Genomic DNA, 26250 nt, shown 5'->3' on the forward strand with positions numbered 1-26250 from the left:
TGGCGCTCATCGGCGGTATCGTTCTCATGGCGCTGGTCATCCTGACCTGCATCAGCGTTCTCGGACGCGGCGCCAACACGCTTGGCCATTCGGACTTCCTCAACAGCCTGGCGCCGGGTATTGCCAGGATGCTGACCAATCTCGGCCCTGTTAAAGGCGATTTCGAGATCGTCGAGGCCGGCATTGCGTTCTCCATCTTCTCGTTTTTCCCGATCTGCCAGCTGCATGGCGGGCATGCGACGGTCGACATCTTCACCGGGCTGTTGCCGAAGTCGGCCAACCGCGTCATCGTCGCGTTCTGGGAAGTCGCGCTGGCCGCGTTGCTGATCCTGATCAGCTGGCGGCTTTTTGCCGGTCTGGCGAGCAAGTTCAGCAATGGCGAAACGACCTTCCTGCTGCAATTCCCGATCTGGTGGGCCTATGCGGCCAGCTTCGCGGCGTCGGTCACAGTCGTCATCGTGGCCGTCTACTGCGCCATCGCGCGCGTCGCCGGGCTGGTCACCGGCGCTGATTACATGCCCCAATCCGAAGGACCGGCGCATTGAGCATGCTCGAACTGGGATATCTGTCGTTTCCGATTCTCCTCGTGATGATCTTCCTGCGCGCGCCGATCGGGCTCGCGATGATGATCTGCGGCATCGGCGGCCTCTATTTCTCGATGGGCGGCTCGGCGATGTTCATGGCGAAGCTCAAAAGCGAGACCTATTCGACCTTCGGGTCCTATTCGCTGTCGATCATTCCGATGTTCCTGCTGATGGGCCAGTTCGCGACGTTGTCCGGCATGTCGTCGTCGCTGTTCAGGGCGGCGGAAAGCTGGCTCGGCCATCGCCGCGGCGGTGTCGCCATGGCGGCCGTCGGCGCCTGCGCAGGCTTCGGCGCAATCTGCGGATCGTCGCTTGCGACCGCGGCCACGATGAGCCGCGTCGCGCTGCCGGAACTGCGCCGCTACGGCTATTCGGGCGGGTTTTCCACTGCGACGCTCGCCGCGGGCGGCACGCTCGGCATCCTCATTCCGCCGTCGGTGATCCTCGTCATCTACGCGATCCTAACCGAGCAGAACATCGCCAAGCTGTTCCTCGCCGCCTTCATCCCGGGCGTGCTGGCCGCGATCGGATACATCATCACCATCTCGCTCTATGTCCGCCTTTACCCCGAAGCGGCGGGAACGCGCGAGCGGGTTCCCTATCCCGAGCGGGTTCGGGCCCTGCTCGATGTCTGGCCGGTGCTGCTGGTCTTCGTGCTCGTCGTCGGCGGCATTTATCTCGGCTGGTTCACGCCGACGGAAGGCGCCGCGGTCGGCGCGGCGGGCACCGGGCTGATCGCGCTCGTTTCCGGCAATCTGAGCTGGAAGGTCTTCGCAGACAGCATCCTGTCGACGGCGATGAGCACGGCGATGATCTTCTTCATCGTGCTCGGCGCGAGCTTCTACAACTCGTTCCTCGCGCTCTCCCAGGTGCCGCAGGAACTGTCCAGCTTCGTCGTCAGCCAGGGTTTCAGCCCGTGGACCGTGTTGACGCTGATCCTGGTGTTCTATCTGGTTTTCGGCTGCCTGATGGATTCGCTGTCGATGATCCTCCTGACGATCCCGATCTTCTTCCCGGTCATCAGCGTGCTCGATTTCGGCCTCAGCCCCGAGCATCTGGCGATCTGGTTCGGCATCCTCGTGCTGATCGTCGTCGAGGTCGGGCTGATTACGCCGCCGGTGGGCATGAACCTGTTCATCATCAACGCCATGGATCGTGAAACGCCGATATCGCAGACCTACAAGAGCGTCATGTTCTTCGTCGGCTCCGACATTGTGCGTGTGGTGCTGCTGGTGCTGTTCCCGGCCATCACCTTGTTTTTGCTTCCGAACTGAGGTTTCGAAAGGTTTCGCACCGCTGAAATCGGCCGCAATAATTGTTATTCGACATAACAATTATCTATGATATCAATATGAACGGAATTGTCCGGGGGAAGATGCCGTCATGGCGAAGGCAATACGCAAGAGCCTGCCGGAGGCCGGCCAGGGAGGTCCCGTGTCGGACAGGACGTTGCGCGGCTTTGCCGGCTACAACATGAAGCGCGCCTTTAATGCGGTGCAAGCCGATCTCGCGCGAACGCTGGAGCCGTTCGGACTGCGCATGATGACGTTTACAGCGCTGGTACTCGTCATCGACAATCCGGATCTCAGCCAGACGCAGCTGGCCGGCGCGCTTGCCGTCGAGCGCTCGAATCTCGTCGTCATCATCGACGATCTCGAGCAGGCCGGCCTGATCACACGCAATCCGTCGCCGACCGACCGGCGCAGCCATGCGCTACGCGCCACGCTTGCCGGAAGGCGGCTTTGCGAACGCGCGCTGCAGGCGGTCCGGGCGCATGAGGAAAAACTGCTTGGCGGCCTCGGCGAAAACGGCGCGGCGGCGTTGATCGCGGCGCTGCAGACGGTCGAGCAGGGCAACAGGGGAGGAGAATGAAAATGGGCGAAAGATATTTGCCGCAGAATGTCGTGCGCGAGGACCGCGCCGACGGATCGATCCTGTTGACCTCGGCCTATCCGCTCGGCCCGGTCGCGGAGACGACCGGCGACTGGCTGCACCGCTGGGCCGGCGAAGCGCCGGAGCGCGTGTTCATCGCCGAACGGGACGGCGCCGGCTGGCGAAAGGAAACCTATGCGGCGACGCTGCAGAAGGTGCGCGCCATCGCCGCCGCGCTTCTCGGCCGCGGGCTCGACGGCGAAACGCCTGTCCTGATCATTTCCGGCAACGGCGTCGATCACGGTCTGCTGACGCTCGCCGCCCAATATACCGGCATTCCGACGGTGCCCGTCGCCGAGCAATATGCGCTGATCCCGGGCGCGCATGACCGTCTGCGGCATGTCATCGAACTGGTGCGCCCGGCGCTCGTCTATGCGGTCGATGCCGAGCAGTATCGCGAGGCGATCGCGCTCGACGAACTGGCCGGCATCGAAATTGTCGCGAGCCGGCCGGGAACTTCCGGCGTCACGCCGTTCGCCGACCTGCTGCGCGGCGACGGCGGCGCCGATGTCGATACGGCGCATGCGGCTGTCGGGCCGGATACGGTCGTCAAGATCCTGATGACGTCGGGTTCGACCTCCAGCCCGAAGGGCGTGCCGACGACGCACCGCATGATGTGCGTGAACCAGACGCAGATCGCCGACGCGTTGCCGTTCCTGCGCGAACGGCCGCCGGTGATCGTCGACTGGCTGCCGTGGAACCACGTCTTCGGCGGCAGCCACAACTTCAACCTGATGCTCGCCAATGGCGGCAGCCTCTATATCGACGACGGCAAGCCGGTGAAGGGCCTGTTCGAGCGGACGCTGGAAAATCTCGGCCTGGTCACCGGCACGCTCGCCTTCAACGTTCCGGTCGGCTTTTCGATGCTGCTTTCGGCGCTGCGCGCCGATACAGACCTGCGGCAGCGGTTCTTCTCCGATCTCGACCTGGTCTTCTATGCCGGTGCGTCGCTGCCGCAGGATGTCTGGCAGGGCTTCGAGGAGATGGCAATGGAGGTTACGGGGTCCGTGCCGCTGATGACGTCGAGCTGGGGGCTGACCGAGACCGCGCCGGCGACATTGTTGCAGCATGAACCCACCGAAAGTTCGGGCATTGTCGGCGTTCCGCTGACCGGTGTCGTCGCGAAGCTGATCCCCGACGACGAGATGCGCTGCGAGGTTCGCGTCAAGGGGCCGAACATCATGGCGGGCTATTTCCGTAACGTGGAAAAGTCGCGCGAAAGCTTCGACGAGGAAGGCTTCTTCATCACCGGCGACGCGATGCGTTTCGTCGATCCGGCGCGGCCGGAGGCGGGCTTGCGCTTCGACGGGCGCATTTCCGAGGATTTCAAGCTTCTGACCGGCACCTGGGTGCGCGCCGCCGGGTTGCGGCTCGACATTCTCGGCTGCCTCGCGCCGCTCGCCGCCGATCTGGTGGTCACCGGCCATGACCGGAACGAGATCGGTGTCATGATCTTCCCCGACCGGCAGGCGCTCGCCGCGGCCGGGTACGACCCGGAGGAGATCGACGGCGCCCTGCGCGATCCGGCGCTTGGCGCGGAGATCGCGCGCAGGCTTTGCAGCCGTGCGGCGCAGTCGACCGGGTCGTCGACGCGGGTCGCGCGCGCCCTCGTCCTCGCCGAACCGGCCTCGCTCGGCGATGGCGAGATCACGGCGAAAGGCAGTTTGAACACGCGCAAGGTGCTGACGCGCCGCGCGGCGCTTCTCGAGCGACTTTATGACGACAGCGAGCCGGCACTGATCCGGGCGTGAGGAGACGAGAATGAAACCGTTCGTGGCGCCGGTCGCCGATATCCTGTTTTCGCTGAACGTGGTCGCCGGCGCGCGGCGCATTCCCGATTGGGACCCAGACCTCGCCGCCGAACTGGCGGGCCATTTCGCCGCCTTTGCCGAGGGCGAGATCGCGCCGCTCGACGAGCCGGGCGACATCCAGGGCTGCCGGCTGGAAAACGGCTGCGTGCGCATGCCGGACGGATTTCGCGCCGTCTACGACGCCTGGGTCGAACAGGGCTGGCCGGGTCTGACCGCGCCGGAGGAATTCGGCGGGCAGGGGATGGGCGCGGCGCTTCTGGCTGTCACCAGCGAGATATTTTCCGGCGCCTGCCACAGCCTGCAGATGGTCACCGGGCTCGCGCCCGGCGCGATCCGCACGATCCTCGCTTTCGGCACCGATGAGCAAAAAGCGCGGATGATCCCGCCGCTCGCCTCGGGCGAATGGCTGGCGACAATGTGCCTGACGGAACCCGGCGCCGGATCCGACCTGTCGCGCATTCGCTGCAAGGCCGATGAAACCGGTGGCAATTGGCGCATCGACGGCGAGAAAATCTTCATTTCCGGCGGCGATCAGGACATGAGCGCCTGCATCCTGCATCTGGTGCTGGCGCGCACAAGCGACGACGGTATCCGGGGCTTGTCGCTGTTTCTCTGCCCGTCGCACAAGGCCGACGGCACGCGAAACGCGGTCGGCGTCGTGCGCATCGAGCAGAAGATGGGTCTGCATGCCTCGCCGACCTGCCAGATGGTGTTTGATGGTGCGCAAGCAGAGCTGATCGGCAGGCCCGGCGAGGGTCTGAAGGCGATGTTCACGCTGATGAACCACGCCCGTCTCGACGTGTCGCTGCAGGGCGCGGCGCATGCGGCGCGCGCCTTCGATATCGCCCGGACCTATGCCGGCGAGCGCATGCAGGGTCGCGGGCCGGACGGCGCGCCGGTGACGCTCGACCGGCACGCCGATGTCCGCCGCATGCTTGACGAGACGGATTCGCTGGCGCTCGGCGCGCGGGCGATCGCCCATCTCGCCCTCGTCATCCTGGAGGCGAACGAGGATCCGGATCTGGTCGAATTCCTGACCCCGGTCGCCAAGGTGTTCTGCACCGAAGCGGGAATGCGCGCGGCCGAAACCGGCGCGCAGGTTCTCGGCGGCTACGGGTACTTGCGCGAATACCGTGTGGACCAGACCTATCGCGACGCGCGGATTACCGCGATCTACGAGGGCGCCAACGGCATTCATGCCGGGGCGCTCGCAACGCGCGGGCTGCGGGTCGGCGAAGGCGCTTCATCTTTCGCCGGGCTGATCGGCGGGATCGCGGCGGAGACCGGGTCGGAGGCGGTGGCCGAGGCGCGGGGGCTGTGGATCGAGGCGCGCGAGACCGTGCGCGCGGCGCAAGACGCCAGCCCGCTTGCGCATGATTTCATGCAGTTGACGGGCCTGGTCTTGTTCCTTGCCGTCTGGGCACGGATCGGGGCGGCGCACGAGGCCGCGCCGGAGCCGGAGCGCTATGCGCGCGTCGCGGCATTCGTCGCAAGGCGCATCCCGCACGAGGTCCGGGCGGCGCATGGCCGGCTGATGGCCGAGGCTGCCACCTGACGCCACTTCGGATATTCGATTAGCGGTAGGTCCGCTCCTCGATCGGCGTCTCCTCGATGCGGGTCAGCAACTCGGCGAGCAGCGCTTCCTCGGCGCGGTTCAGCTTTGCGCGCGGGTTCCAGACCACGTGCACGTCGATCTCCGGCATCTTGTCGTAGGGTGGCAGGTGCCACAACAGTCCGGAATCGATGTCGCGCCGTGTCACATGGACGGGGAGCGGCCCGATACCGAGGCCGGCAATAATCATCCGCCGGACTTCCTCCAGATGGCTCGACGTGCCGACGATTCGGTCGCCGAGATCGGCCTCGGCGCGCATCAGCGTCACCGGACGCAGCACGTCGTGCAGGCGGTCGGTCTCGAAACTCACCGAAGCGTGGCCGGCGAGATCGGCGCTGGTCAGGCCCTTCTTGCCAAAAAGCGGGTGCGGCGGGCCACAGAACAGGCCGAAGAATTCGCGGTAGAGGCGGCGATATTCGAGCTTCGGATTGCGTTCCTTGACAAGGCAAATGGCAAAGCTCGCGCTGCGTGCATTGACGGCGGCGATGGCTTCGCGGCTGGTGTCGACGTCGACGGACAGGGTCGCCTTGGGGTGCTCGGCATGGAAATGCGCCAGCGCCTCGTCGAAGACAGGGCAGACGACATGGCTCGCCACTGCGATCTTGACGTGGCCCTGGACCTCGTTGGTGACGTCGCGCATCGCGGTTGTCAGCCGGAAGATCGATCCCTGGATGTCGACCGCCTCACGGTAGAGCAATTCGCCGGCCTGCGTCAGGCGGAAATGGCCGGGAGACCGATCGATCAGCTTCTTGTCGATGCGCTCTTCCAGCCGTTTCAGCGCGGTGGAAACGGATGGCTGGGCAAGACGAAGCTTGCCGGCGGCCTCGGTAATGGAGCGCGATTCCGCCAGCACGACGAAGGTTCGCAGCAGGTTCCAGTCCAGTTCGCGCACCAGCCGGTCCGAATGCCGGGACGGGGTCGTCAAGCCAGCCATAGATCAAACCTATAATGATAATTCCGATTATCTATTTGATGAATGACTGGTCGACCGCCAAAGTCAAGGCTTACCGCATCCGTGAGGGGTTATCGAATGTCGGTCGAAAGGCGTGAAGCCCGCCAGCCATGGATTCTCTTATCGCCCGCCTTGACGGCGGTGACGCTGCTGCTCTTCGTGCCGCTGCTCTTCATTCTGGTCTATTCGTTCTGGCTGCGCACGGCGACGGGCGCCGACCAGGTCGGTTTCTTCTTCGATAATTGGCAGGAAGCGCTGACCGACCGCTTCTATCGCGACATCCTGCTCAACACGCTGAAGATCGCGGCGATCACCACCATCGTCTGCGCACTGATGGGCTATCCTGCCGCCTATTTCATCGCCCGTTCGCGCGGCAACAAGGCGATCCTGCTGCTGTTGCTGATGCTGCCCTTCTGGATCAGCTACATCATCCGCACGATGAGCTGGATCAATATTCTCGGCGTCTCCGGGGCGCTGAACTCGATCCTGCTATCGCTCGGCATCATTCATCAACCGCTCCAGATGCTCTACAACGAGACGACGGTCATTCTCGGCCTCGTCCACTTCCTGCTGCCCTTCATGATCCTCAATGTCTTCGTCAGCCTCGAGGGCATCGACGTGACGCTGGAGGATGCCGCCCATTCTCTCGGTGCGACGCGGTGGCAAAGCTTCCTAGAGGTAACGCTGCCCTTGTCGCTTCCCGGTCTCGCGGCGGGCGGGCTCTTGTGCTTCGTGCTCGGTGCGGGGACTTACATCACGCCGCTTGTCCTCGGCGGGCCACGGGACGCGATGTTCGCCAATCTCGTCTTCGAGGCGGTGATCACCCAGCTCAACTGGCCGCTCGGCTCGGCGCTGTCGCTGATGCTTCTCGCCGTGCTCGGTACGCTGGTGCTGATCTACAACCGCTATCTCGGCATGGCGCAATTGATGAAAGGGCTCGGTTGATGGGCTGGTCCCTCATTCGCCTGTGGGCGCTTCTCGTTTATCTCTTCATGTTCCTGCCGGTCGCGGTCGTGGTGCTGCTGAGCTTCAACGCCAGCCAGTTCGGCGCCTTCCCGATGACCGGATTGTCGGTGCGCTGGTTCGTCGAGCTGGCACAGAACGAGGCGATCCTGCGCGCATTCCGCACATCCATCCTTCTCGGAACGCTGACGGCGGGGATCTCGACGACGCTAGGCGTGCTGGCGAGCCTCGCGCTGGTGCGCTACCGGGTGCCCGGCTCCAACCTGATCTCGACGTTTTTGATCGCGCCGATCCTGGTTCCCGAGGTGGTGCTCGCCGTGGCGCTGCTGCTGTTCCTCAACTTCATGTCGATCAACAAGAGCTTCACGCTGCTGCTGTTCGGCCACGTGATCTTCACGCTGCCTTTCGTCGTCCTCGTGGTGCAGGCGCGTCTTGTCTCCATCAAGCGCGACATCGAGGAGGCGGCGATGAGCCTCGGCGCAAGCCCGCGGCAGACCTTTTTCGAGATCACGCTGCCGCTGATGCTGCCGGCCGTTCTCGCCGGCGCGCTGTTCGCCTTCACCATCAGTTTCGACGATATCACCGGCACGCTGTTCTGGAAGCCGGGCGGCGTCGAGACCGTGCCTACCCAGATCTTCGCGATGCTGCGCAACTCGATCTCGCCGGAGATCAACGCGCTCGGCACGGTGATGATCGTCCTTACCGTCGGGCTGCCGCTTCTGGGAGCTGCGATTGCCCGACAACTCGCCCGAAACCGCGGCGGATAACCGCTCCCGGCACCAAATCGACCCACGAAGGAGAGTACGATGGACAATACCAGACGATACGAAAGACTGCTGGAACGCTACAGAAACGGCGATCTCGACCGGCGGAAATTCCTCGGCCTGATCGGGGCGGCCGGCCTCGCCTATGGCGTGCAGACGCCGTTCGCGCGCGAAGCGATGGCGGCGACCGAACAGGTTCGTTTCGACGGCTGGGGCGGCGTGGTTTCCGAGGCTTTCCGGAAATACGCCTTCGATCCCTATACCGCCAAGACCGGCATCAAGGTGGTCGACGGCACGTTCGGCGGCGGCGACGAATATCTGTCGCGCGTCAAGGCGAGCCAGCCGGGCGAATACAACATCGCCCACCTGTCGGGCGTGTTCGACTATGCGCGCTACAACAATCTGGGCCTCGCCTCCGAACTGAACGAGGACAACATTCCGAACCTGAAATTTGTCATACCGAAACTGGTTGACGTGTTCCGCGGCGTGACCAACGGCAAACTGTCCTGCGTTCCCTACGATTACGGCACCACCGGGCTCGCCTATAACCGCAAGCATATCTCCGACGAGGAGATGAAGGAGAAGGGCGCGAAGATCCTCATCGACGACGCCTACAAGGGCAAGATCGGCGGCTGGGCCGACTGGCGCACGCGCATGTGGTATGCCGCGCTGCAGACCGATCAGGATCCAAACAACGCCACCGATGTGGACGCGATGTGGGATGCCGTGCGCAAGCACCGCGACCTGGCGCTGAAATACTGGACGTCGGGCGCCGAGTTGATGAGCCTGCTGGCGGAAGAGGAAATCTACGTTACAGAGGGCTGGTCGGGCCGCATCTACGCGCTGCAGGAACAGGGCCACGACATCGGCTACATGGACCCGCCGAACGGCTTCGGCTGGCAGGAATGCCTGTTCGTCATCAAGGGCTCGCCGATGGAAGCCTGCGAGGAGCTTCTGAACTTCATGCTGGCGCCGGAGACCTCCATCGCCGTCGCGGAAGGCCAGAACTATCCGCCGGCGCTCGATCCGACCAAGGTGGATCTCGGCAAGAAGATCCCGACGCTGCCGGCCTTCGATCCGACCGGCACGCTCGCCGGCCTGACCTTTGCCAATCCGGATTACTGGAACGGCCACGAGGCGGAATGGTCGAAGATGTTCGGCCGCGTCCAGAAGGGCTACTGACCTCGCCCTTTAAAAACCGTTCCCGCCGCGATTCCGCGGCGGGGACTTTCAAGCCAGATCGGAGGCGCAGCCCGTGAGTTCCGTTACCCTGACCGACATCGTGAAACGCTTCGAGGCGTTTACGGCTGTCCACAAGACATCGCTGGAAATCCCCGATGGGGCCTTCGTGACGCTGCTTGGCCCGTCCGGCTGCGGCAAGACGACGACGCTGCGCATGGTCGCGGGCCTGCTCGATCCGACCGAGGGCGAGATCCTGATCAAGGGCCGCCGCGTCAACGACGTGCCGATCCACAAGCGCAATCTCGGCCTTGTCTTCCAGAATTACGCGCTGTTTCCGCACAAGACGATCGTCGAAAACGTCGCCTTCGGGCTGAAATACCGCGGCGTGCCGAAGGAAGAGGCGAAGAAGCGGGTGCAGGATGCGCTCGAACTGGTGCAATTGCCGGGTGTCGGCGAGCGTTATCCGAAACAGTTGTCGGGCGGCCAGCAACAGCGTATTGCGCTGGCCCGCGCAATCGTCATCGAACCGGACGTGTTGCTGCTGGACGAACCCTTGTCGGCGCTCGACGCCAATCTGCGCGAGGATATGCGGGTGGAATTGAAGCGCATTCAGGAGCGGATCGGCGTGACGACGATCTTCGTCACCCATGACCAGTCCGAGGCGCTCGCCTTGTCCGACCAGATCGTCGTGATGTCGGCCGGCAGGGTCGAGCAGGTCGGCCCGCCGGAAGAGGTCTACAACACGCCGGCCAGCGAATTCGTCGCCAATTTCCTCGGCGCCTCGAACATCCTGCCGGCAACATGTGTCGGCCGCGACGGTGACAGTCTTGCCTTCGACGCGGAAATCTTCGGACGGATCGCGGTGCCCGCCAAAAAGGCGCCACAGGTCACGTCGGACGGACCGGCCAAGCTGGTTTTGCGCGCCGAGAAACTGTTGCTTACAGAGCGCGATGCGCCGGCCGACGGCACCGTCACCGTCGACGCGACGGTCGAGACCGTCGACTACCAGGGCCAGGCCGTGCGCTACTTCGTGCGCGCGGGCGAGCACCAGCTCCAGGCCATCAACATGATCGACGAGCATCCCTTCGCCGAAGGTGCGCCCGTTTCCATTCGCCTGCGTCCGCGCGATTGCGCGGCGCTGAGCGCCTAGCGTTCCTCCGGACAATTTTCATGGCACAGCAGCAGAAAAGCCACCTCTTCTACCAGAGCCGCCGCCGCAAGCCGGTGCTCGACCAGGCGCGCGGCATCTATATGTGGGACGTTGACGGCAAGCGCTATCTCGACGGATCGTCCGGCGCGATGGTCTGCAATATCGGCCATTCCAACGAGAACGTGCTCGCCGCGATGCGGCTGCAGATGGAGAAATCCACCTTCGGCTACCGGCTGCATTTCGAGACCGAGGCGTCCGAGAAACTGGCGGCCAAGACCGCTTCGCTGACGCCGGAAGGCCTTGACAAGGTGTTCTTCGTCTCCGGCGGGTCGGAGGCGGTGGAAAGCGCGATGAAGCTGGCGCGCCAATATGCGGTCGCCACCGGTCAATCCGGACGCTGGAAGGTGATCTCGCGCGCGCCGTCCTATCACGGCTGCACGCTCGGCGCGCTGGCGATCACGTCATACGATCCGCTGACCGAGCCGTTCGAGCCGATGATGCCGGCGATGCCGAAAATTCCCGCGCCGCGCGCCTATCTCGACGGGCTCGATCCCGACGACGAGGCGACGGGCCTGCACTACGCCAACATGCTGGAGGAAAAGATCATCGAGGAGGGGCCGGACACGGTGCTCGCCTTCATGGTCGAGCCGGTCGGCGGCGCCTCGACGGGCGCGCTGGTGCCGCCGAAGGGCTACATGGAGCGGGTGCAGGAGATCTGCCGGCAATACGGCGTGCTGCTGATTCTCGACGAGGTGATGACCGGCGCCGGGCGGACAGGAAAGTTCCTCGCCGGCGAACACTGGAATCTCGCGCCCGACATCATCGTGATGTCGAAGGGTTTCGCGGCGGGCTACGTGCCGCTCGGCGCGATGGCCGCGCATGACCGGGTCGTCGAGCCGGTGCTCGACGCCGGTGGCTTCCAGCACGGTTTCACCTATGCGGGCAATCCGCTCGCCTGCGCGGCGGGGCTTGCGGTGCTCGACGAGATCGAGCGCCAGGGACTGGTCGCCAATGCGGAGCGGATGGGAACTCTTCTCAAGTCGCGGTTGGAAGACTTGATGCAGCGCTATCCGGTGATCGGCGACGTGCGCGGCAAGGGCCTCCTGACTGCCTTCGAGTTCGTTTCCGACCGGCACACCATGGCGCCGCTGCCGGCGTCGCTCGCTGCCCATGACCGCTTCGTCAGCATCGCCTACGAGAACGGCCTGATCGTCTATTCGCGGCGGACGCGTGGCGGTTACGAGGGCGATCATATCCTCGTCTGCCCGCCGATGATCGTGAACGAAAACCAGGTCGAGGAGATCATCGAGATGCTCGACCTGTCGCTGAAGCAATTCATGGGCGAGGTTCACGCCGCGCTGCCGCAGAGCGCCTGAGCGGGACCTTATCATGTCGAAGATCATCATCACCTGCGCCGTCACGGGCTCGATCCACACGCCCTCGATGTCGCCGCATCTTCCGGTGACCGCCAGCGAAATCACCGAGCAGGCAGTCGGCGCGGCGGAGGCGGGCGCGTCGATCCTGCATCTGCATGCGCGCGACCCCGAAAACGGCCGCCCGTCGGCGTCACCGGAGCATTTCATGGCGTTCCTGCCGCGCATCAAGCAGGCAAGCGATGCCGTGCTCAACATCTCCACCGGCGGCAGCGCGGTGATGACGCTCGACGAGCGGCTGGAAGCGCCGAAACGCACCGAGCCGGAAATGTGCTCGCTCAACATGGGCACGATGAATTTCGCGCTCTATCCGGCGGCGGAGCGGATCAGCGACTGGAAACATGACTGGGAAAAGCCGTTCCTCGAAGAATCGGACGACCTCGTCTTCAAGAACACGCCGCGCGACATCGCCCGCATACTGACGGAGCTCGGCGCCGAACGCGGCGCGCGGTTCGAGTTCGAGTGCTACGATGTCAGCCACATCTACATGCTGCGCCACTTCGCCGATCGCGGGTTGGTCAAGCCGCCCTTTTTCATCCAGTTCGTCTTCGGCGTCCTCGGTGGGATCGGGCCCGATCCGGAGAACCTCGGCCACATGAAGCTGATCGCCGACAAGCTGTTCGGATCGGACTACGCGTTTTCGGTGCTCGCCGCCGGGCGTCACCAGATACCGCTGACGACCATGGCCGCCGCGATGGGCGGGCACGTGCGCGTCGGGCTGGAGGACAGCCTGATGATCGCACGCGGAAAACTGGCGCAATCGAATGCCGAGCAGGTCGCCAAGATCCGCCGGATCGTCGAGGAGCTGGGCCGCGAGGTCGCGACGCCCGACGACGCGCGGGACATGCTGGGCCTCAAGGGCGCCGACCGGACGGCGATCTGACGATGAACGATGTCGTGATCAGGAAAGCCAGAGCGGCGGACGCCGGACGGCTGAACAAGGCGCTGCGGCACCTTTCCGACGATATCGGCGACAGTCACGGCGCGACGGCCGATATGCTCGCGCGCGCGGGCTTCGGCGATCATCCGGTGTTCCGCGCGCTTGTTGCCGAGCAGGACGGCGCGGTGGTCGGCGCCACGCTCTATTCGCCGGTCTTTTCGACCGTCCGGGCATCGGCCGGCGTTTATGTCTCCGATCTCTGGGTGTCGCCGGCGGCGCGCGGGCAAGGGCTCGGACGACGGCTCCTGAAAGCCGTAGCCGAAGATGCCGGCGAAGTCTGGGCCGCGAGCTATCTGAAGCTCGCCGTGTATGATGACAATGCGGGTGCGCAGGCGTTCTATGACCGGCTCGGCTTCGCGGCGACCGAGGGCGAAACGATCCTGACACTCGATGAAACGGGGCTTGCCGCCCTGAAAGATGATAGAGGCACGCGATGAAAGCGATCTTCGACGAACGCCAGTGGAAACACGATCCCAGGCACTTCATGGCCAATGGCGCGGTGCTGCCCAATCCGGAGCAACCGAAGCGCATCGAGGTCCTGAAGGCCGCGGCGCAGTCGGCGGGCTGTATTTTCGAGGCGCCGACGGATGCGGGACTCGGGCCGATCGCGGCGCTGCACACCGCGGAATACATCGCCTTCCTGCAGAACATCTATACGCGCTGGCGGCGTATCGAGGGGGCGGGCGAAGAGGTGATCCCGAACATCCATCCGGCCAATCGTACCGACGGATATCCGAAATCCGCCGTTGGCCAGGCCGGCTACCACCAGGCCGATACTGCCTGTCCGATCGCCGAAGGCACCTTCGAGGCGGCCTACTGGTCGGCGCAGTCGGCGGTGACCGGCGCGGACCACATCGCCTGGGGCGAACGCGCGATCTATGCGCTGAGCCGTCCGCCGGGGCATCACGCCTATGCCGATCTCGCCGGCGGGTTCTGCTTCTTCAACAATGCCGGCATCGCCGCCGAAAGGCTGCGCGTCGCCGGCAAGCGCCCGGCGATCCTCGATGTCGACGTGCATCACGGTAACGGCACGCAAGGGATTTTCTATTCGCGCTCCGACGTGCTGACGATTTCGATCCATGCCGATCCGGCGCGGTTTTACCCGTTCTTCTGGGGCCATGCGCAGGAGCGCGGCGAGGGTGTGGGCCTCGGCTACAATCTCAACCTGCCGCTCGATCGCGGAACGGGAGACGACGCCTATCTGGCAACGCTCGACGTCGCGCTCGATCGCATCCGCGCCTTCGGCGCCGACGCCGTCATCGTTGCGCTCGGTCTCGATGCCCATATCGATGATCCGTTCAAGGGGCTTGCGGTCACGACGCCTGGCTTTTCGCGGATCGGTGCGGCGATTTCCGGGCTTGGCCTGCCGACGCTTTTCGTGCAGGAGGGCGGATATCTCTCCGACGCGCTCGGAGACAACCTGATCCATGTCCTGACCGGCTTCAATGAAGCCTGACCGGCCCACCAGAAAGCGAGCCTTCCATGAGTGACATCACCCGCATCGACACCGGCAAACGCATGAGCCAGGCCGTTATCCACAACGGCACGATCTATCTGGCCGGACAGGTCGGCGATCCCGGCCAAAGCGTGGCCGAGCAGACAAAAACCATTCTGGGGCGCATCGAAGCCCTGCTGGAACAGGCGGGCAGCGACAAGACGCGCATCCTGCAGGCCACCATCTGGCTCGCCGACATGGCCGATTTCGCCGAGATGAACGCGGTCTGGGATGCCTGGGTCGCACCCGGCCATGCACCGACGCGCGCGGCCGGCGAATCGAAGCTGGCGACGCCCGACTACAAGGTGGAGATCATCATCGTTGCCGCGACATAGCGGTATCGGCGTTTGCACTGCACAATAATTGGCGATAAAGAATCCGTCTGACTTCCACGCCAGACCGGGTTAGAGCCTTGGCCATCAAGAAAATTCTCGTCGCCAACCGTTCCGAAATCGCCATTCGCGTGTTCCGCGCGGCCAACGAGCTCGGGATCAAGACCGTCGCCATCTGGGCGGAGGAAGACAAGTACTCGCTGCACCGGTTCAAGGCCGACGAGAGCTACCAGGTCGGCAAGGGCCCGCATCTGGAGCGCGATCTCGGGCCGATCGAGAGCTATCTGTCGATCGAGGAGGTGCTGCGGGTCGCCCGGCAGTCGGGCGCCGACGCCATCCACCCGGGTTACGGACTGTTGTCGGAAAGCCCGGAATTCGTCGAGGCCTGCGCGGCCGCCGGCGTGACTTTCATCGGGCCGAAGCCGGAAACGATGCGGGCGCTCGGCAACAAAGTCGCCGCGCGCAATCTCGCCGTGTCGGCTGGCGTCCCGGTGGTGCCGGCGACGGAGCCGCTGCCCGACGACATGGCGACCGTCAAGACGATGGCGCTCGAGGTCGGCTATCCGGTGATGCTGAAGGCGTCCTGGGGCGGCGGCGGGCGCGGCATGCGCGTCATCCGCTCCGAAGAGGAGATCGAGCGCGAGGTTCTGGAAGCCAAGCGCGAGGCCCGTGCCGCCTTCGGCAAGGACGAGGTCTATCTCGAAAAGCTGGTCGAGAACGCGCGCCATGTCGAGGTGCAGATCCTCGGCGACACGCATGGCAACGCCGTCCACCTGTTCGAGCGCGACTGCTCGATCCAGCGGCGCAACCAGAAGGTCGTGGAGCGCGCGCCGGCGCCGTATCTTAACGACGAGCAGCGCGCCGAACTGTCGGGCCACGCGCTGAAGATCGCGGCGGCGACCGACTATATCGGCGCGGGCACGGTCGAGTTCCTGATGGATGCCGATACCGGCAAGTTCTACTTCATCGAGGTCAATCCGCGCATCCAGGTCGAGCACACCGTGACCGAGGAGGTCACAGGGATCGACATCGTCAAGGCGCAGATCCACATCCTCGACGGCTTTGCCATCGGGACGCCGGAATCGGGCGTGCCGCGCCAGGAGGACATCCGGCTCAACGGCCATGCGCTGCAGTGCCGGATCACCACCGAGGACCCGGAGCAGAACTTCATCCCGGATTACGGACGCATCACCGCCTATCGCGGTGCGACCGGCTTTGGCATCCGGCTCGACGGCGGCACGGCCTATTCGGGCGCGGTGATTACCCGGTTCTACGATCCGCTGCTGGAAAAGGTGACGGCCTGGGCGCCGACGCCGGAAGAGGCGATCCGGCGCATGGACCGGGCGCTGCGCGAGTTCCGCATCCGCGGGGTGGCGACGAACCTGACCTTCCTGGAAGCGATCATCACGCACCCGAAATTCCTCGACAACAGCTACACGACCAAGTTCATCGACACGACGCCGGAACTGTTCACGCAGGTCAGGCGCGCCGACCGCGCGACGAAGCTCCTGACCTATCTCGCCGACGTCACCGTCAACGGCCATCCCGAGACCAAGGGGCGGCCGAAGCCGCCGGCCGACGCGGCGCCGCCGAGCGTGCCGTGGGTGGGCATCCCGATCCCCGAGGGCGGGACGAAGCCCCGGCTCGACGAACTCGGCCCGGAAGGCTTCGCGAAATGGCTGCGCGCGGAAAAGCAGATCTACCTGACCGACACGACGATGCGCGACGCGCATCAGAGCCTGCTGGCGACGCGGATGCGCTCGGCCGACATCGTGGCGATCGCCGGCACCTATGCCCGCGCCCTGCCGCAGCTCCTGTCGCTGGAATGCTGGGGCGGCGCGACCTTCGACGTCGCCATGCGGTTCCTGACCGAGGATCCGTGGGAGCGGCTGGCCAAGATCCGCGAGCAGGCGCCGAACATCCTGTTGCAGATGCTGCTGCGCGGCGCCAACGGCGTCGGTTACACCAATTACCCCGACAATGTCGTCAAGCACTTCGTGCGTCAGGCGGCGGCCGGCGGCATCGACCTGTTCCGCGTCTTCGATTGCCTCAACTGGGTCGACAACATGCGCGTCTCGATGGACGCGGTCGCCGAGGAGAACAAGATCTGCGAGGCGGCGATCTGCTATACCGGCGACATCCTCAACTCGGCGCGGCCGAAATACGACCTGAAATACTATGTCGGGCTGGCCGGCGAACTGGAAAAGGCCGGGGCGCACATGCTCGCGGTCAAGGACATGGCCGGCCTGCTCAAGCCGGCGGCGGCGCGGGTACTGTTCAAGGCGCTGCGCGAGGCGACCGACCTGCCGATCCACTTCCACACTCATGACACGTCGGGGATTGCGGCAGCGACGGTTCTGGCGGCGGTCGAGAGCGGCGTCGACGCGGTCGATGCGGCGATGGATTCGCTCTCCGGCAACACCTCGCAGCCCTGCCTCGGATCGATCGTCGAGGCGCTGCGCGGCACGGAACGCGATTCCGGGCTCGATGCCGACTGGATCCGCAAGATCTCCTTCTACTGGGAGGCGGTGCGCACCCAGTACGCGGCCTTCGAGAGCGACCTGAAGGGGCCGGCCTCGGAGGTCTATCTGCACGAGATGCCGGGCGGCCAGTTCACCAACCTGAAGGAACAGGCGCGGTCTCTTGGCCTCGAAACCCGCTGGCACGAGGTGGCGCGCGCCTATCACGACGCGAACCGGATGTTCGGCGACATCGTCAAGGTGACGCCGTCGTCGAAGGTGGTCGGCGACATGGCGCTGATGATGGTCAGCCAGGACATGACGGTGGCCGAGGTCGAAAATCCGGACAAGGACATCGCCTTCCCGGATTCGGTCGTCTCGATGATGCGCGGCGATCTCGGACAGCCGCCCGGCGGCTGGCCGGAGGGCATCCAGAAGAAGGTTCTGAAGGGCGAGAAGCCCTATACCGACGTTCCCGGTTCGCTGCTGCCGCCGGCCGATCTCACCGCCATGCGCAAGGAGATCGAGGAGAAGATCGAACGCGAGATCGACGAGTTCGAGTTCGCTTCGTACCTGATGTATCCGAAGGTCTTCACCGACTTCGCCCATGCCCAGGCGCTATACGGCCCGGTCTCCTCGCTGCCGACGAAGGTCTACTTCTACGGGCTGGAGCAGGAAGAGGAGGTCTTCGCCGCGCTCGAAAAGGGCAAGACGCTGGTCATCCGCTGCCTTGCCGTCAGCGAGACCGACGAGAAGGGCATGGTGACCGTGTTCTTCGAGCTCAACGGCCAGCCGCGCCGCATCAAGGTGCCGGACCGGGCGCATGGCGCGACCGGCGCGGTGACACGGCGCAAGGCGGAACCCGGCAACGAGGCCCATGTCGGGGCGCCGATGCCGGGCGTGATCTCCACCATCGGCGTGATCGCCGGCCAGGAGGTCAAGGCCGGCGACGTGCTCGTCTCCATCGAGGCGATGAAGATGGAAACCGCCATCCATGCCGAGCGCGACGGCACCATCGCCGAAGTCGCCGTCAAGGCCGGCGACCAGATCGACGCGAAGGACCTGCTGGTCGTTTACGGGTAGAAGCCGGCTGGCGTCAGATCCGGCCGAGCAGCATCAGGATGATGACGATCAGCAGGATCGTGCCGGCGATGCCGAGCGGCGCGTTGCCGAAACGGCCGCGCGCCGGAATGGCGCCGATCCGAAGCAGGATCAGGATGATCAGATAATTATACCGAGGGCCATGTCGGCTTTTTATGCTGTACGATCCGGCGGCGGCGGATATACGGATCCGCTGCCGCGATTGACTTCATGGTTGTGCACGTTTATGCACGTTGTTGCACATTTCAGCGGAGTCATTGCATGTCGATGTTACCGGGCGAGCGCCTGGACCTGATCGCCGGCCGGCTGGAAGCGACCGGAAAGGTAATCGCCGCCGACCTGGCGCGCGAACTGGATGTGTCGGAGGACACGATCCGCCGCGACCTGCGCGACCTGTCGGCGCGCGGCCTGTGCCAGCGCGTCTATGGCGGCGCACTGCGGACCGCCGCGTTCTCGGGCACGCTCGCGGAAAGGGCCGGCCGGTCGGTCGAGGCGAAGGCGGCATTGGCGCGCGCGGCAATCGAATGGATCGGCCGGGGCGCGAGCGTCTTTCTCGACGCCGCCTCGACCAATCTCGCCATTGCCGAGGCCCTGCCGAAGGATTTCGGCCTGACCTGCATCACCAATGCGCCGCAGATCGCCGCCGCGCTGACATTGCGCGGGGATTGCGACGTGGTGGCGATCGGCGGGCTGATCGACCGCGAGGTCGGCGCGGCGATCGGCGCGGAGGCGATGAACGCGGCGCGCAACCTGCTGCCCGATATCTGTTTTCTCGGAGCCTGCGGCGTCGATCCGCGGGCGGGCGTCACCGCGATCCACGCGGACGACGCGGCCTTCAAACGCATCATCGCGGAGGCGAGCGCCATGACAATCGTCCCCGTGACGACAACGAAACTGATGACGGCCGCGCCGTTCCGCGTCACCGGTCTTGCCAACTGCACGGCGATCCTGGTCGAGCACGACGCGCCGGACGAGGCGGTCGAGGCGTGTCGCGAAGCCGGCGCGGATATCCGAAGGAGCGAAGGATGAGCGTTGCGGACGCGACAGTGCCACTGAACAATGGCAAGATTTCCGGCCCGCATTATCGGCGTTCGGCGCGCTGGGCGGTGTCGGCGGCATTCTATGCCAACGGGTTCGTCGTTGGCCACTGGGCGCCGAAGATTCCGGTTCTTGCCGGGCGGCTGGACATCACCGAATCGGTGCTCGGCGCGCTTGTCATCATGTTCGGCCTCGGTGCGCTGATCGCGCTTTTGGCCGGCGCGGTGCTGACGACCCGCTACGGCTCGGACACTATCGTGCGCTGGACCTCGTTCCTGCTGGTGCCCGGCCTGCTGCTAATCTCGCTGGCTCCCAATGTGGCCGTCACCGCGTTCGCCATGCTTTGGCTCGGCGTGTTCATGGGCGCGATGGACGGGGCGATGAACGCCAATGCGGTCACGGTGGAAAAGGCGCGCGGCCACGCCATCATGTCGTCGTGTCACGGTTTCTGGAGCCTCGGTGGGCTGACTGGCGCGCCGCTCGGCGGTTGGCTGCTGGCGCGGTTCGGCGACATGGGCCACTCGGTCGCCGTTCTCGTCATCACCGGCGGCATCGTGATCGTGGCGCAGTTCTTCTATCTCGGCGACGCCAAGGCGCGCGACACGAAGGGAGAATCCGAAAACAGAAGATTGTCGCCGAAACGGATCTTCGCGTTGCTGCCGACCGGAGCGGGCATCTACATTCTCGGCGTTTGCGCCTTCCTGTCCTTCGTGCCGGAAGGCTCGATCCTCGACTGGAGCGCGCTCTATCTCGCCAAGGACCACCAGGCGCCGGTTGCAATTGCGGGCTACGCCTTTGCGGCTTTCTCCGGCACCATGGCACTGATGCGTTTCCTCGGCGACGGGCTGCGCGACCGGTTCGGCGACGGGCGGACCTTCTTCGTCTCGGCGCTGGTCGCAAGCGCCGGCTTTGCGATTGCCGGGCTGTCGTCGGAACTGGCGATGGTGATCGCCGGCTTCCTCGTCTGCGGCCTCGGACTCGCCAACATGGTGCCGATCGTGTTTTCGGCGGCTGGCCGGTTCCCCGGCATAGAATCGGCGATCGGCATCGGCATCGCGACGGCCTTCGGCTATTCCGGCGCGCTGACCGCGCCCGCCATGCTCGGCGTTGTCGCCGAACATTTCGGCCTGGCGGTCATCTTCGCCGCCTTCTCGGTCGTGCTTCTGGCGACGGCGGCGCTGTCGCTTTCGCTCAGGACGCTCAGGACGTGACGCCGCCGAGCGGCAGGGCGGCCAGTCTCTCGGCCAGGAAATCATAGACACGGCGTACTCTGGCGCTGTGGCGAAGTTCGCGGTGCGAGCATAGCCAGTAGGGCAGGGGCTCAATGTCCAGTTCCGGCAGGATGCGCACGAGACCGGGGTAGCGGTTTGCGATCGCCACCTGCATGAAACCGATTCCGGCGCCGGCCAGGACAAGGTTCCACGACGCGATCGGGTGATCCGTGCGGAACGTGAAAGCGGACCGGTCGGCCCTGAAGCCGAGCCGTGCCATGCCGCGCAGGATCAGGTCGTCGCGGTCCTGACCGATGACGCGGTGCGAAAACAGGTCGTGCGGCTCGCGGGGCGTACCGTGTTTTTCGAGATAATCACGATGCGCGAAGGCGCCCATGGCGGCATCGTTGACCTTGCGTGTGATCAGGTCGTTCTGGACCGGACGCACCATGCGCACGGCGATGTCGGCGTCGCGGGCGAGCAGGTTCTGCACCGAATCGCTGGCGACCAGCTCGATCTCGAGTGCGGGTTCCTCGTCAGCAAGCGCGACGAGGATCTCCGGCAGGAGAAAGGTCGAGACGACTTCGGACGCCGTGATGCGGATCGTACCCTCGACCGCGGTTTCGCGGCCGGCGGCGGCCATCGCGAAACCATTCGCGCCCGCCTGCATGGCGCGCGCCTCCTCGGCGAGCGCCAGCGCGTTCGGGGTCGCCGTCATTCCGGATCGGCCGCGCCCGAACAGGACCAGGCCTGTCAGCGCCTCCAGTTCGTCGATATGGCGGCCGAGCGTGGGTTGCGACGTCCCGGTGGCCGCGGCGGCGCCCGAAAGCGTTCCGGCATCAAGGACGGCGAGAAAGCTCTTGATCAGGTTCCAGTCGAAGCGACGGTTATCCATTCAATTATGAATAGCAAAGATTCTATCTCTTGTATATTCATTCAAAAACGGATTTATTAGATTTGTCTCCGAACACGAACACAGGAGACAGATCATGCAGACAGCAGCAATTCTCGGTGCGGCCGGTCGCAATGGCGATGCGGTGGCAAGGGCATTCCTCAAGGCCGGTTGGCGGGTGAAGGGTATAGCGCGTGGCGCCAAGGTCTCGACGCTGGCGCCGGGCGTCGAACCGGTGATGGCCGACGCCTTCGATCGCGGCGCGCTCATTGCGGCCTGCGCGGACGCCGACGTTATCGTGCACACGCTCAACCCGGCCTATGACGACTGGACCAATACGGTCATGCCGCTGGCCGAAAACGTACTGGCGGCGGCGCAGGCGGCAGGGGCGACCGTGATGATCCCCGGCAATGTCTACAATTACGGCTACTCGATCGGCGTTGACACGGCCGAGGACGCTCCGGTCAGCGGTGACACGGAGAAGGCGCGGCTGCGTATCGCGATGGAAGCCCTCTATGAGCGCGCGGCGCGCGAGAAGGGCATCCGCACGATCGTCATCCGTGCCGGCGACTTCTTCGGCGGCAAGCGGCCGGAAAGCTGGCTTGACGTGATGATCCTGAAGGATCTGAAGAAGGACAAGTTCACCTGGCCGGGACCGTCATGGAACACCGTTCATGCCTTCGCCTATCTCCCCGATCTCGCCGAGACCTTCGTGCGGGTCGCGGAAAAACGGGCCGAAACGGCGCCTTTTGCGACGCTGCATTTCCGCGGCCACGCGATTACCGGCGAGGAGATGCATACGGCGGCGGAGAAGGCCGTCGGCCGGAAGCTGAAACGCGGCGGCGTGTCGTGGAGCATGCTCCGCGCTGTCGGCCTGTTCAATCCGATCCTGCGCGAGATCGTGAAAATGTCCTATATCTGGCGCGTTCCGCATTCGCTCGCCAATGGCAAGCTGGAAGCGCTGATCGGCCCCGAGCCGCACACCCCCCTCGACGCGGCGCTCGGCGAGGCCATTGCCGATCTGAAGCTCGATGGGTCGCGGCCGGCGGAGAAGGCTTCGGCACAAACGATGGCGGCAGCGTAATTTTCGAAACGAAAAAGCCCGGCGTTCGGCCGGGCTTTTGCCGTCCCCCCGTCGCCGTGCGTGCTTGTTACCAAGTGCGCCGCGGGCCGGTATCGATGTGGTAAAAGCCGCTCTTGTAGCGCTTGAAGCCGCCGACTTCCTGTTGCTTCTGCAAATAGGCCAGAAGCCCTTTCGTGCCGCCATGGACGCGGAAATCGACCGCAGCGCATTTCAGATGCCAGGACCGCTTCTTGCCGCCGGCCCTGCGGTTGCGCGAGGGGCTTCGCAGGGTCGAGTTCACGGTTATCGGGCCGTATTTCGACGCGACGCGTTCGAGCACGGACTTCAACCGTTTGGGCACGCATTTCGACGGCGCATTGTAATGGATGCGGTTGGCCTTCGGCACGGCGGCGAGCTGCAGCCCGGTCATCGAGTCGAAGGGCGAAGGCTTCAGGATATGGTGGGCGTGTTCCTCGTCGGTGTCGGAGACGGCGACGCTGTACCAGGGATTGTCCGATTTCAGCGGCCCCTGCGCTCTCGCGGCGGGGGTGGAAAGATATGCCGCGGACAGGGCCGCGACGACCAGCGGCAGCCGCGCGCGGCGCGCGGCGAAGGTGAACGAGTGCATATTGTTTGCGTCCTGTCATGAGCCCGTCCCCGGCGGGCGGCATCATGATCAAGCCGGTCTCCTCCCCAGGGGGCCGGCCTTGTTTTGTGCGCCCGTAGTGCGTGATGTTGCAGTGCACAAGTCACGCTTTGAGTCATTGCGTAACGGAATTGGCCTCGCGTGACGTCAGCGGAAGAAGCGAATTGCGCCGAAGGAACAACGCCGTTGGTCTAATTTACGTCTGGACTCACATCGCTATAAACCGCACACAATACGGACATCGGAGCATGGAAGAGGCTGATCCGTGCTCGTCCGCGACACAGTCTGATCGCAAGCATCCCGGGAGGTCCTGAATGTCCAGTCCAGTTTACCGTGTATTGCCCGACGCCAAGAAGCGGGCGCTGATCGATGACGAGAAATACCTGAAGTGGTACAAGCAGAGCGTCACGTCGCCGGAGAAATTCTGGGCCAAGCACGGCAAGCGGATCGACTGGTTCAAGCCCTATACCAAGGTCAAGAACACCTCCTTCAAGGGCAAGGTTTCGATCAAGTGGTTCGAGGACGGCGTCACCAACGTTTCCTACAACTGCATCGACCGCCACCTGAAGAAGCGCGGCAACCAGGTCGCGATCATCTGGGAAGGCGACAATCCCTACGACGACAAGAAGATCACCTATAACGAGCTGTACGACCAGGTTTGCCGTCTCGCCAACGTGATGAAGTCGAACGGCGTCAAGAAGGGCGACCGCGTCACGATCTACATGCCGATGATCCCGGAAGCGGCTTATGCGATGCTCGCCTGCGCGCGTATCGGCGCCATCCATTCGATCGTCTTCGGCGGCTTCTCGCCGGACGCGCTGGCCGGGCGCATCGTCGACTGCGAATCCACTTTCGTCATCACGGCGGACGAGGGCCTGCGCGGCGGCAAGAAGATCCCGCTGAAGCGCAACACAGACCTCGCCATCGAGATCGCCGAGCGCCAGGAAGTGCGCGTCGAAAAGGTGCTGGTCGTGCGGCGCACCGCCGGCCATATCGACTGGTTCGCGGATCGTGACATCTGGTATCACGAGGCGCTCGCCATGGCGAAACCGAACTGCCCGCCGGCCAAGATGAAGGCCGAGGATCCGCTGTTCATCCTCTATACCTCCGGTTCGACCGGCAAACCGAAGGGCGTGCTGCACACGACCGGCGGTTATCTTGTCTATGCGTCGATGACGCACGAATACGTTTTCGATTACCACGACGGGGACATCTACTGGTGCACCGCCGATGTCGGCTGGGTCACGGGGCACTCCTACATCGTCTACGGACCACTCGCCAACGGCGCGACGACGCTGATGTTCGAGGGCGTGCCGAACTATCCGACGCCGGCCCGGTTCTGGGACGTTGTCGACAAGCACCAGGTCAACATTTTCTACACCGCGCCGACCGCGATCCGCGCCCTGATGGGCGCCGGCGACGATTACGTGAAAGCGTCGTCGCGCAAGTCGCTGCGGACGCTCGGATCGGTCGGAGAGCCGATCAATCCGGAAGCCTGGGAATGGTACTACAACGTCGTCGGCGAGAAGAAATGCCCGATCGTAGACACCTGGTGGCAGACGGAAACCGGCGGCATCCTGATCACGCCGCTGCCGGGCGCGACCAATCTCAAGCCGGGTTCGGCGACGCGGCCGTTCTTCGGGGTGCAGCCGCAGCTCGTCGATGCGGATGGCGACGTGCTCGAAGGCACCGCCGACGGCAATCTGTGCATCACCGATTCCTGGCCGGGACAGATGCGTACGGTCTATGGCGACCACGATCGCTTCATCCAGACCTATTTCTCGACCTACAAGGGCAAGTATTTCACCGGTGACGGCTGCCGCCGCGACGCGGATGGCTATTACTGGATCACCGGCCGCGTCGACGATGTCATCAACGTGTCCGGCCACCGCATGGGCACGGCGGAAGTGGAATCGGCGCTGGTCAGCCACGACGCGGTGTCCGAGGCTGCGGTCGTCGGCTATCCGCACGACCTCAAGGGCCAGGGCATCTACTGCTACGTCACGCTGATGGCGGGCGCGGAAGGGTCGGACGTCGTGCGCAAGGAGCTTGTGAACCACGTGCGTACCGAAATCGGGCCGATCGCCTCGCCCGACAAGATCCAGTTCGCGCCCGGCCTGCCGAAGACGCGTTCGGGCAAGATCATGCGCCGTATCCTGCGCAAGATCGCCGAGGACGATTTCGGCGCGCTGGGCGACACCTCGACGCTGGCGGATCCGTCGGTGGTCGACGACCTGATCGAGAACCGGCAAAACAAGAAGGGCTGAGACGGCCCGCGACGGCATGGATCGGCGACGGGGGCTTCGGCCCCCGTTTTTCGTTCGGACAGGTTTTTCGAAAAGGGACTTGGCAGGCGGGGCAAATCACCCCACATTGATCTTGTCTTCAACAATCGAAAGGAGGTGATCCGATGTCGAGTGGTTCTAAGGTTCCGGTACGGTCTATGCGGGTCTCACTCCGTCGGAGCAGCCTCTGACGGCAGGTAAGGTTCCGTGCAACCGGATGGACGCCTGAGCGTCCCGGTCTGACGACCGCCGGTACCCGGAATTGCGAAGGCCGCCCGAAAGGGCGGCCTTTTCATTTTGGTGTCCGTGCGCAGGATCTAGGCGTCAGTTGATGGGCCTGAGGCCCTTGATGTCGTCGGCGATCTGCTTGAACGCGTCGTCCAGAGCGGTCTCGTTGGTCGCGTC

The 26250-nt window shown here is 64.5% G+C and carries 23 protein-coding genes; 19 read left to right on the plus strand and 4 right to left on the minus strand.

Annotated elements, in window-relative coordinates; genetic code table 11:
• The 5 genes from IG169_RS02665 to IG169_RS02685 all read left to right on the plus strand — a co-directional run.
• Window positions 1–545 (plus strand): TRAP transporter small permease (locus tag IG169_RS02665; RefSeq protein WP_193174621.1); only part of this gene is annotated, 545 nt, incomplete at its 5' end.
• Window positions 542–1858, plus strand: a complete 1317-nt coding sequence (locus IG169_RS02670; protein WP_193174622.1) for a TRAP transporter large permease — start codon at window positions 542–544, stop codon at window positions 1856–1858. The genes IG169_RS02665 and IG169_RS02670, both read left to right, overlap by 4 nt.
• A 109-nt stretch (window positions 1859–1967) precedes the next feature.
• On the plus strand, window positions 1968–2456 hold the full coding sequence (locus IG169_RS02675) for a MarR family winged helix-turn-helix transcriptional regulator (protein ID WP_193174623.1): 489 nt from the start codon (window positions 1968–1970) through the stop codon (window positions 2454–2456).
• A 2-nt stretch (window positions 2457–2458) separates the two neighbouring features.
• A complete protein-coding gene (locus IG169_RS02680; protein WP_246717085.1) occupies window positions 2459–4267 on the plus strand; it encodes a feruloyl-CoA synthase in 1809 nt (602 codons plus the stop codon).
• Window positions 4268–4277: 10 nt separating this feature from the next.
• Window positions 4278–5882: an acyl-CoA dehydrogenase family protein gene (locus IG169_RS02685; protein WP_193174625.1), complete on the plus strand. Its 1605-nt coding sequence runs from the start codon at window positions 4278–4280 to the stop codon at window positions 5880–5882.
• A gap of 19 nt (window positions 5883–5901) precedes the next feature.
• On the opposite strand, the gene IG169_RS02690 is transcribed toward IG169_RS02685, so the two are convergent.
• Window positions 5902–6873 (minus strand): LysR family transcriptional regulator, encoded by a 972-nt coding sequence (locus IG169_RS02690; protein WP_193174626.1) that lies wholly within the window; start codon window positions 6871–6873, stop codon window positions 5902–5904.
• A gap of 96 nt (window positions 6874–6969) precedes the next feature.
• On the opposite strand from IG169_RS02690, the gene IG169_RS02695 reads away from it, so the two are divergent.
• The 10 genes from IG169_RS02695 to pyc all read left to right on the plus strand — a co-directional run bounded on the left by IG169_RS02695 (window position 6970) and on the right by pyc (window position 18692).
• On the plus strand, window positions 6970–7836 hold the full coding sequence (locus IG169_RS02695; protein ID WP_193174627.1) for an ABC transporter permease: 867 nt from the start codon (window positions 6970–6972) through the stop codon (window positions 7834–7836).
• Complete coding sequence (locus IG169_RS02700) at window positions 7836–8621, plus strand: ABC transporter permease (RefSeq protein ID WP_193174628.1); 786 nt, start codon at window positions 7836–7838, stop codon at window positions 8619–8621. Before IG169_RS02695 ends, IG169_RS02700 begins: the two co-directional genes overlap by 1 nt.
• A 39-nt stretch (window positions 8622–8660) precedes the next feature.
• Entirely contained in the window at window positions 8661–9800 is a 1140-nt protein-coding gene (locus tag IG169_RS02705) for an extracellular solute-binding protein (RefSeq protein WP_193174629.1), read from the plus strand.
• A 73-nt stretch (window positions 9801–9873) separates the two neighbouring features.
• Window positions 9874–10950 (plus strand): polyamine ABC transporter ATP-binding protein, encoded by a 1077-nt coding sequence (locus IG169_RS02710; protein ID WP_193174630.1) that lies wholly within the window; start codon window positions 9874–9876, stop codon window positions 10948–10950.
• A 20-nt stretch (window positions 10951–10970) separates the two neighbouring features.
• Complete coding sequence (locus tag IG169_RS02715; RefSeq protein ID WP_193174631.1) at window positions 10971–12326, plus strand: aminotransferase family protein; 1356 nt, start codon at window positions 10971–10973, stop codon at window positions 12324–12326.
• Window positions 12327–12339: 13 nt separating this feature from the next.
• Window positions 12340–13266 (plus strand): 3,5-dioxohexanoate:acetyl-CoA acetone transferase, encoded by a 927-nt coding sequence (kce, locus tag IG169_RS02720; RefSeq protein WP_193174632.1) that lies wholly within the window; start codon window positions 12340–12342, stop codon window positions 13264–13266.
• A 2-nt stretch (window positions 13267–13268) separates the two neighbouring features.
• Window positions 13269–13760: a GNAT family N-acetyltransferase gene (locus IG169_RS02725; RefSeq protein ID WP_193174633.1), complete on the plus strand. Its 492-nt coding sequence runs from the start codon at window positions 13269–13271 to the stop codon at window positions 13758–13760.
• Window positions 13757–14779 carry a histone deacetylase family protein gene (locus IG169_RS02730; RefSeq protein ID WP_193174634.1) on the plus strand — a complete coding sequence of 341 codons (1023 nt, stop codon included), beginning with the start codon at window positions 13757–13759 and terminating at the stop codon, window positions 14777–14779. Before IG169_RS02725 ends, IG169_RS02730 begins: the two co-directional genes overlap by 4 nt.
• A gap of 26 nt (window positions 14780–14805) precedes the next feature.
• Entirely contained in the window at window positions 14806–15153 is a 348-nt protein-coding gene (locus IG169_RS02735) for a RidA family protein (protein WP_193174635.1), read from the plus strand.
• Between the two features lie 77 nt (window positions 15154–15230).
• Complete coding sequence (pyc, locus tag IG169_RS02740; RefSeq protein WP_193174636.1) at window positions 15231–18692, plus strand: pyruvate carboxylase; 3462 nt, start codon at window positions 15231–15233, stop codon at window positions 18690–18692.
• 13 nt (window positions 18693–18705) lie between these two features.
• Here pyc and IG169_RS02745 read toward each other — a convergent pair whose 3' ends face one another.
• Entirely contained in the window at window positions 18706–18834 is a 129-nt protein-coding gene (locus tag IG169_RS02745) for a DUF3309 family protein (protein ID WP_210325829.1), read from the minus strand.
• 137 nt (window positions 18835–18971) lie between these two features.
• Here IG169_RS02745 and IG169_RS02750 point away from each other — a divergent pair, with 137 nt between their 5' ends.
• A complete protein-coding gene (locus IG169_RS02750; RefSeq protein ID WP_193174637.1) occupies window positions 18972–19739 on the plus strand; it encodes a DeoR/GlpR family DNA-binding transcription regulator in 768 nt (255 codons plus the stop codon).
• Window positions 19736–20959 (plus strand): MFS transporter, encoded by a 1224-nt coding sequence (locus tag IG169_RS02755; protein ID WP_193174638.1) that lies wholly within the window; start codon window positions 19736–19738, stop codon window positions 20957–20959. The genes IG169_RS02750 and IG169_RS02755 overlap by 4 nt, the downstream gene beginning before the upstream one ends.
• Here the strand turns inward: IG169_RS02755 and IG169_RS02760 are convergent.
• On the minus strand, window positions 20949–21854 hold the full coding sequence (locus tag IG169_RS02760) for a LysR family transcriptional regulator (RefSeq protein WP_193174639.1): 906 nt from the start codon (window positions 21852–21854) through the stop codon (window positions 20949–20951). The genes IG169_RS02755 and IG169_RS02760 overlap by 11 nt on opposite strands.
• A gap of 94 nt (window positions 21855–21948) precedes the next feature.
• Here IG169_RS02760 and IG169_RS02765 point away from each other — a divergent pair, with 94 nt between their 5' ends.
• Entirely contained in the window at window positions 21949–22935 is a 987-nt protein-coding gene (locus tag IG169_RS02765; RefSeq protein WP_193174640.1) for an NAD-dependent epimerase/dehydratase family protein, read from the plus strand.
• Between the two features lie 67 nt (window positions 22936–23002).
• On the opposite strand, the gene IG169_RS02770 is transcribed toward IG169_RS02765, so the two are convergent.
• A complete protein-coding gene (locus IG169_RS02770) occupies window positions 23003–23542 on the minus strand; it encodes a YcbK family protein (RefSeq protein WP_193174641.1) in 540 nt (179 codons plus the stop codon).
• A 332-nt stretch (window positions 23543–23874) separates the two neighbouring features.
• Between IG169_RS02770 and acs the strand changes: the two genes are divergently transcribed.
• Entirely contained in the window at window positions 23875–25827 is a 1953-nt protein-coding gene (acs, locus tag IG169_RS02775; protein ID WP_193174642.1) for an acetate--CoA ligase, read from the plus strand.
• Window positions 25828–26250 lie beyond the last annotated feature (423 nt).

Origin of the sequence: Oricola nitratireducens (assembly GCF_014904745.1) — a bacterium.
Lineage (GTDB): Bacteria > Pseudomonadota > Alphaproteobacteria > Rhizobiales > Rhizobiaceae > Oricola > Oricola nitratireducens.